This window comes from Petrotoga halophila DSM 16923 (genome assembly GCF_002924615.1).
The window spans coordinates 66247-73155 of sequence record NZ_JALY01000138.1 but is presented as its reverse complement, the minus strand read 5'-3'; the positions used below and the strand labels follow the sequence as shown (position 1 = coordinate 73155).

Genomic DNA, 6909 nt, shown 5'->3' with positions numbered 1-6909 from the left:
CTTTTAGGGCGTCTTTATTTTTTTGATTTTATCATTAGCTTTGTGATCAGTTTTGCAAATGTAGTTTTATCTTCGATTTCTAATCCTTCAAGTAACAAAGATTGATTGTAAAGTAATTCAGCGTAATCTTTAATTTCTTCTGAGTGGGGATCTTTGTGGTATATATCTGTTAATATTTTAAATACTTGATGATCAGGATTTAGCTCTAAGATCTTTTCAGCTTCAAAAGGTAGTTGCTCTAAGTTTTTTAGGGTTTTTTCCATGTTCAAGGAGATTGCTTCGTTGGCACTTACTATACATGCGGGGGATTCCTTCAATTTATCTGTTAATCTAACATCTTTTACTTTGTCTTTAAGATACTCTTTTATTTTTTGGAGCAAGTCTTTGTTTTCTTCTTCTTTTTCTTTAAATTTTTCATCTATTTTTACATTTGAACTGCTGATCGATTTGAATTCTTTTCCTTCGTAGTCATGCATCAATTTGATGAGAAATTCGTCTATTTCATCTGTTAAGTACAACACCTCATAACCTTTTTCTTTGAAAGTTTCCATTTGAGGTAGGTTTTCAATAATATCTTTGCTTTCCCCCACTGCGTAATATATGTAATTACCTTGATCTTCTTTCATTTTTGAAATATATTCTTTAAGGGTTACCATATTTTTATCAGACGTAGAACTTTCGAATAAAAGCAGATCTTGAACTTTTTCTTTTTCCAGTATATTTTGGTACAATCCTGCTTTTATAACCTTTCCAAATTCTTTCCAAAATTCCACGTACTTTTCTCTTTCGTTTTCGAGTTTTGATTTTAAAGCATCTAATATCTTTCTTTCAATATTTTTTCTTATTACTTTTAGTTGTTTGTTTTTTTGGAGTATTTCTCTTGAGATATTCAAAGAGAAGTCTGGAGAATCCACCAATCCTTTAACGAACCCCAAATAATCGGGGAGAACTTCTTCACAGTTTTCCATTATAAAAACGTTCTTTGAATAGAGGTTTAAGCCCCTTTTGTAATCTTTACTGAAAAAAGTAAAGGGCAACTTAGAAGGAATATAAAGCAATGCGGTGAATTCAACCGTTGTTCCTTCAGCTTTGAAATGAATAACATCGAAAGGATCGTTCCAATCGTAAAAATGTTCTTTGTAGAACTCGTTGTATTCATTTTGAGATATTTCTTCTTTGTTTTTGTTCCATAAGGGAACCATCGAATTAAGTATTTTATCGGTTATCTTCTTTTTACCTGCTTCTACTTCTTCTTCCCATTTCATTTTTATGGGATATTTTATATAGTTAGAGTGTTTTTTGACTAATTCTTGAATTTTATATTGGTCCAAATAATTTTCATCCTCATCTAGATCGTCTTTCAATATTAGGGTAATCTTAGTTCCTCTATTGGCTTTTTCACACTCTTCAATTGAATAAGTTCCTATTCCATCGGATTCCCATCTCACACCTTTATCCTGATCCCATTTTTTTGTTTCTACAATAACTTTTTTCGCAACCATGAATACCGAATAAAACCCAACTCCGAATTGCCCTATGAGGTTTATTATAGTGTTTTCAGATTGAGCCTGTTTTAGTTGTTCCAGAAAGTTTTTAGTGCCTGATTTTGCAATAGTTCCCAAGTTTTCGATTACTTCTTCATAAGACATTCCAATACCGTTATCTTCAACTATCAAAGTGTTGTTATCTTTGTCTATTTCAATCCTTATCTGCAATTCAGTATCATTTTGTAGAACGCCAGGGTCTTTTAAAGATAAGAATCTGATTTTATCAAGCGCGTCCGACGCGTTAGAAATCAACTCTCTTAAAAATATGTCTTTGTGAGTGTAAATGGAGTTTATTATTAGATTGAGTAATTGTTTTGTTTCTGCTTGAAATTCTTTTACTTCAGGCATTTATTTTCCCTCCTGCTTTTTAGAATCTTAGTGTACTTATAAACTCTAACCAAAAAATAATTATATCGAATCTTTTTGAAGGTTAATTTTCTGTTTTTTTATTATTTTTATATAGAGAACTTTGTTGAGCTCTTGAACTCATTTTAGAATGCAAAGAATTTTGATATATTTTTTTATTATGCTATAGTATTTTTTAATGTAATTTGATAAAATAACACTATGCACTGAAGAACGCATTTTTGGGAGATGGTTTAGTGTTTTTTTGGAAATTTGCCCTTCGTAATTTTTTAAAGAAGTGGCAAGTAAGTATTTTGCTAGTATTGGGGGCTATCATCCCTTCTTTGTTGACTGTTTCTTCTCTTTCCCTTAATGATTCGATAGTTTCATATAGAAAAACTCAAGTGGAAGTTAATTTTGGCCAAGCAGATGCCTTTATTGTTAATAATAGGACATCTCCATTTCTTTCTTTTCCTTTGTCACAAATGATTTTAGACGATCTAAAAAGCAATCCCCAAGTAAAAAACATTCTGCCGGTTTCGGAAAGTTTTGGAAGAATAGAAAATAACGGACGTTTTTTGGAAGTTTTGGTTGTTGCGGTTGAAGAAGAAGACCTTTCAAACTTTGTAGGTCAAACTATTGATTTAAGCCCTGGTAAAATAGTTGTATCTCAGGATATAGCAAAGGAAATTGGAGTTAATGAAGGAGAAACCATTGTAATTCATATGCCTGGAGGTTCAAAAAATTTAGAGATTTCCTATGTTGGTGAAAAAGGTTTTTTGAATTATCGAGGAGAGATGGCACAGTATCCGGGATCAGTCTTTGTTAATGTATCAGATTTCAAAGGTAATACAGTTTTCCCATCAAAGGCTTACGTAGATTTCGTTGAATCTGAAAATGTACATATTTCTGATATTTCCCTTCCTTCAAATTTGGAGATTAATAATATAAAAGAGGATTTTTTAAATTCCCCAGCAAATGAAATTCTAGGATACATTGTTTTTGCCTTTAGTTCTTTTTCAATATTGGCAGGTTTAATATTAGTTATTGTTTTCGGGAATAATTTTGCAAATGAGCAGGAAAAAACGGTGGCTATTTTAAGAATTTTAGGTTTTAAAAGATTTAAGATCTTATTTCTTTTCTTTATGGAGTCCCTGTTGTATTTTGGGATATCTTCTCTAATAGGGGTTATTTTGGGGGCGAAAATAGGAGCCGCCTTGTTAAATCAACTTGGTGAAATTGCATCAGGTCTAACTTTCGAAACTTTAGGAAGTTTTACAATTGCTCCTTATGAATTGAGTATTAAAACAATAATATTTGGTTTTTTAATAGGTATTGTAATTCCGTTGATTATTTTTATGATTAAAGGGTTACATATTTCCAACAATTCTCCGGTGGAGTCCTTGAAAAAAGATGTGGAAGCGTATGTCCCTCATGGTATTAACGGTTGGTTTTCCCTTCTTTTTATTATATCTAGTTTTCTGTTAACTTCCTTTGCAAATGAATTTGAAATTGTTGGATTAATTCTAATTTCATTGGGATTAGTATTTGTATTCAAAAACCCTTTATTTAATGTTGGGTTATCCATTTTTCTTATGATACTTAGTAAAACATCTTTTAATCTCTATTCCAGAGTGTTAACTTTCAATTTTATTTTTCAAAGAGCCTTTTTATTCGGCTTTATCGTTGTTCTTTTTTTTACATCTATAATTCCTATTTTAAAAAGATTCTCTAAGTTATTTTCTTCAAAGAAGAGTGTTCCGTTTCTTTTAGGATTTTCTTATGTTGAGAGATTCCCAGTGAGAGTTTTAATGCTTTCTTTGATGTTTGGTATAATTATTTTTGGTTTGATTGTTATTTCTTCTATCCCGGCTAATTTGGTTAAGTTTGTTGATACTTCTATGCAAGAGGGATTGTTTGGATACAATTTTCTGGTTGTATCAAATCCTATAAAAAATCTATTTTTTTCTGATGATATAGCTGTTTATGAAGGAATAGAAAAGCCAACTAAGGTTCAAGTTGCCCTGCTCAATTCACAGATCATAGCTTTTGTTGACAATACTTTTCTTGAATCGGCGATAATTCCATCGGAATCAGTAACAGATTGGAGAGAAGAACTAAAAAGTAAAAATACCGTTCTTTATGGAAAATTTAGTGATGAAGAAAAAGTCCCAGCATACGTGAAGGGTAATCTTTCTTCTATTACACCCTTAGGTGGAGAATCTAACGTTTCTTATGATGTTGTTGGTTTTTTTGACTTAAAAGATATTACAATTCCTGTAAAATATGTTGCAAATATAGTTTCTAAACCTAATAGTGTGAAAAGTGTTGATATACTTTTAGGGAATGTGCCTAAAGAAAATATAGATGAAATTAAGCAGAAATATATGTCAAACTTTGATTTCCCCATTTTTATAGAAGAGGAATTACAAAATATTTATAATGGGGTGGATGGTATAATTTCTTTAGCAATGGGAATGCTTTATCTTGGATTAATTAGCGGATTTTCAGGACTGGCATTGTACTCTGTGAGATCATGTATAATTCGCCAAAGAATAATTGGAACTCTAAGGGCTATTGGTTCAAGTTCAAAGGATATAACCAAGGGACTTCTCATTGAAAATTTCAGCATTGTATCCGTAGGAGCTTTCATTGGTCTGGTGGGAGGTTACCTAGTTGCAAAGGATGTAATTTTCGCCATCTTTCAATTTTTAGGAAATGTTGATTTTTATTTTCCTTTGTTGAATGTAGTTGGAATAATTGGAATGGTATATTTAATCACTTTTCTAACCTTGATGATACCTTCGTTTTTAATAACTAAAATCACACCAGCAGATAGTTTGAGGGAGATTGGATAATGGAAGTTGAGAATAAAAATAGTGCTTTGATAAAAGCGATTGAATTGTACAAAGTGTACAACGATAAGAGAGTAAAAGTAGAGGCTTTAAAGAACATTAACCTAACGATTAAAAAAGGTGAATTTATTGGTATATTAGGGCCTTCAGGTTCAGGTAAAACCACCTTACTAAATTGCCTTTCGGCAATAGATAATCCTACCAGAGGGGAGATTTACTTTAAAGGGGTTCCGTTCCAAAATTTGAAAGAAGAAGAACGGACTTCCTTCAGAGCCAAAAACATGGGCTTTGTGTTTCAATTTTTTAATCTTATTCCGGTTTTGACGGTTTTAGAAAATGTTCAGTTGCCTTTGCTAATCTTAGGAGAAAAGAACAAAACCTCAAAAGACAAAGCTTATGAAGTTTTAAAGAAGGTTAAGCTTGATAGTAAAGTAGAAAGATTCCCCTATGAACTATCAGGTGGAGAGCAACAAAGAGTTGCTATTGCAAGGGCTATAATACATTCGCCAGAGGTTATATGGGCTGACGAGCCAACCGGAAATCTTGACAGTGAAAATGGTGAAATAATAATAGAACTTTTGGAGGAAATAAGAAAAGAAAATGGCACAACGCTTGTGGTAGTTACCCATGATTTGAATATTGCAAAAAGAGCCGATAGAATTATTCAAATTAGAGATGGAATTATACAAGAAGTTTAATTATTTGATGAATTTTGATATAATATAAAAAGAAGGGGTTGTAGCGCAGCGGGAGCGCGTTGCCTTCGCAAGGCAAAGGTCGTGGGTTCGAATCCCATCAACTCCACCAAAATAAAACCCCAGGTTTTGATACTACCTGGGGTTTTGATGATTATTACTGATTATTCAGCGTATTCACCTGTCTCCTTTAATCCTTTTTCTAAAGTATTCACGATGGCATCGTATGTTTCATCTACAGTCGCCATATCGTTTAGGAAGTTAGCAAATACTGTGCTGATATCGTTTCTTATATCGTTCCATGCGGCTGGCTTTGGATCTGGGATAGCAGTTTCTAATTCTTTTAGTGCAATAGTTGGCTTATCATCTGTTGCCGTATAGGTTTGCCACTGTGGAACCTCTTCAACATCTCTTCTTATTGGAACATATCCCGTATTTATAGACCAGTAAGCAACATTAACGGGATCCATCAAAAATTTCATGAATCTCCATGCTGCGTCTTTTTGATCTTGACCTACCCAGTTAAACATTATCAAATCTGTTCCAGCTATAGGAGAGTGAGGAACACCATCTACGGAAGGTAATGGAGCCCAAGCAACACCGTGTTTTCCTCTGGAGGATTGTTCAGCATAAGTTAAACCTGCCACCGTTCCCATGTATGCAGCTATTTCTCCAGAGCCGAACTGGGGATCCAAATAGGCGTTTTGGAACAAAGCGTATCCGGAATCTTTCAGGTTCTTTATGTAACTCAAAACCTCTTTTGTTTTCTCTTCGGGTAAAACAATCTTGTATTTGCCATCGCCGACGTATTCTAAAAATGTTGCGTTATGTGCATATAAAAATATTTGAAAATCATCGATAAAGTTTCTTGCACCTAATCCGTATTGATCCATTTCTCCATCCATATCCAAATCCATTGTTAAAAGTTCACTTACTTCAAATAATTCATCCATGGTTTTGGGGGGATTAACTCCAAATAGGTCAAAGAGATCCGGGTTATAATAATAAACGTAAACAGATTTGTTGAATGGGATTCCATATACTGTGTCTCCCCATGTAACTAAATCCTTTAGAACAGGGAATATCTGATTATCCCAAGCTTCTTTAAACTCAGGATCCTTTTCAATATATCCGTTAAGTGGTTGCACTACATCAGAAAAAAGGTACATTGCGGTCCAGTTTCCATAAGCTTGAGATAAAGTTGGGAGGTCTGTAGTACTTCCTTGGGAGTAAGCGGTGATCGTAGAAAGTAACTTTTGGTTTAAGGCACTGTAGTTTCCCACATATATGGCTGAGACATGGACATCTGGGTTTTCTCTATTAAAAGTGTCGACTAAGGAATTCAACGTCTCTCCCAGTTGTCCCCCCATAGCGTGCCAAAACTCAATTTCAACTTGAGAAAAAGCAAAAGAAACAAGTAAAACCGTAAAAAGAATAGAAACAACTTTCTTCATTCCGAACACCTCC

At 33.4% G+C, this 6909-nt stretch carries 4 protein-coding genes and 1 tRNA gene; 3 read left to right on the top strand and 2 right to left on the bottom strand.

Annotated features, from left to right (window positions below; translation table 11 throughout):
- Nucleotides 1-14: 14 nt before the first annotated feature.
- A complete protein-coding gene (gene htpG, locus AA81_RS06935) occupies nt 15-1895 on the bottom strand; it encodes a molecular chaperone HtpG (protein ID WP_103898642.1) in 1881 nt (626 codons plus the stop codon).
- A gap of 254 nt (nt 1896-2149) precedes the next feature.
- On the opposite strand from htpG, the gene AA81_RS06930 reads away from it, so the two are divergent.
- The 3 genes from AA81_RS06930 (at nt 2150) to AA81_RS06920 (ending at nt 5554) form a co-directional block, all read left to right on the top strand.
- Entirely contained in the window at nt 2150-4750 is a 2601-nt protein-coding gene (locus AA81_RS06930; protein WP_103898641.1) for an ABC transporter permease, read from the top strand.
- Nucleotides 4750-5445, top strand: coding sequence for an ABC transporter ATP-binding protein (locus tag AA81_RS06925; RefSeq protein ID WP_103898640.1), 696 nt, complete (start codon nt 4750-4752; stop codon nt 5443-5445). The genes AA81_RS06930 and AA81_RS06925 overlap by 1 nt, the downstream gene beginning before the upstream one ends.
- A gap of 34 nt (nt 5446-5479) precedes the next feature.
- Nucleotides 5480-5554: transfer RNA gene (locus AA81_RS06920), tRNA-Ala, on the top strand.
- A gap of 52 nt (nt 5555-5606) precedes the next feature.
- Here AA81_RS06920 and AA81_RS06915 read toward each other — a convergent pair.
- Entirely contained in the window at nt 5607-6896 is a 1290-nt protein-coding gene (locus AA81_RS06915) for an ABC transporter substrate-binding protein (RefSeq protein ID WP_103065541.1), read from the bottom strand.
- Nucleotides 6897-6909 lie beyond the last annotated feature (13 nt).

Bases quoted from the DNA above. Each gene is read 5' to 3' on its own strand.
- htpG (WP_103898642.1), bottom strand. From the start codon at position 1,895: ATGCCTGAAGTAAAAGAATTTCAAGCAGAAACAAAACAATTACTCAAT.
- AA81_RS06925 (WP_103898640.1), top strand. From the start codon at position 4,750: ATGGAAGTTGAGAATAAAAATAGTGCTTTGATAAAAGCGATTGAATTG.
- AA81_RS06915 (WP_103065541.1), bottom strand. From the start codon at position 6,896: ATGAAGAAAGTTGTTTCTATTCTTTTTACGGTTTTACTTGTTTCTTTT.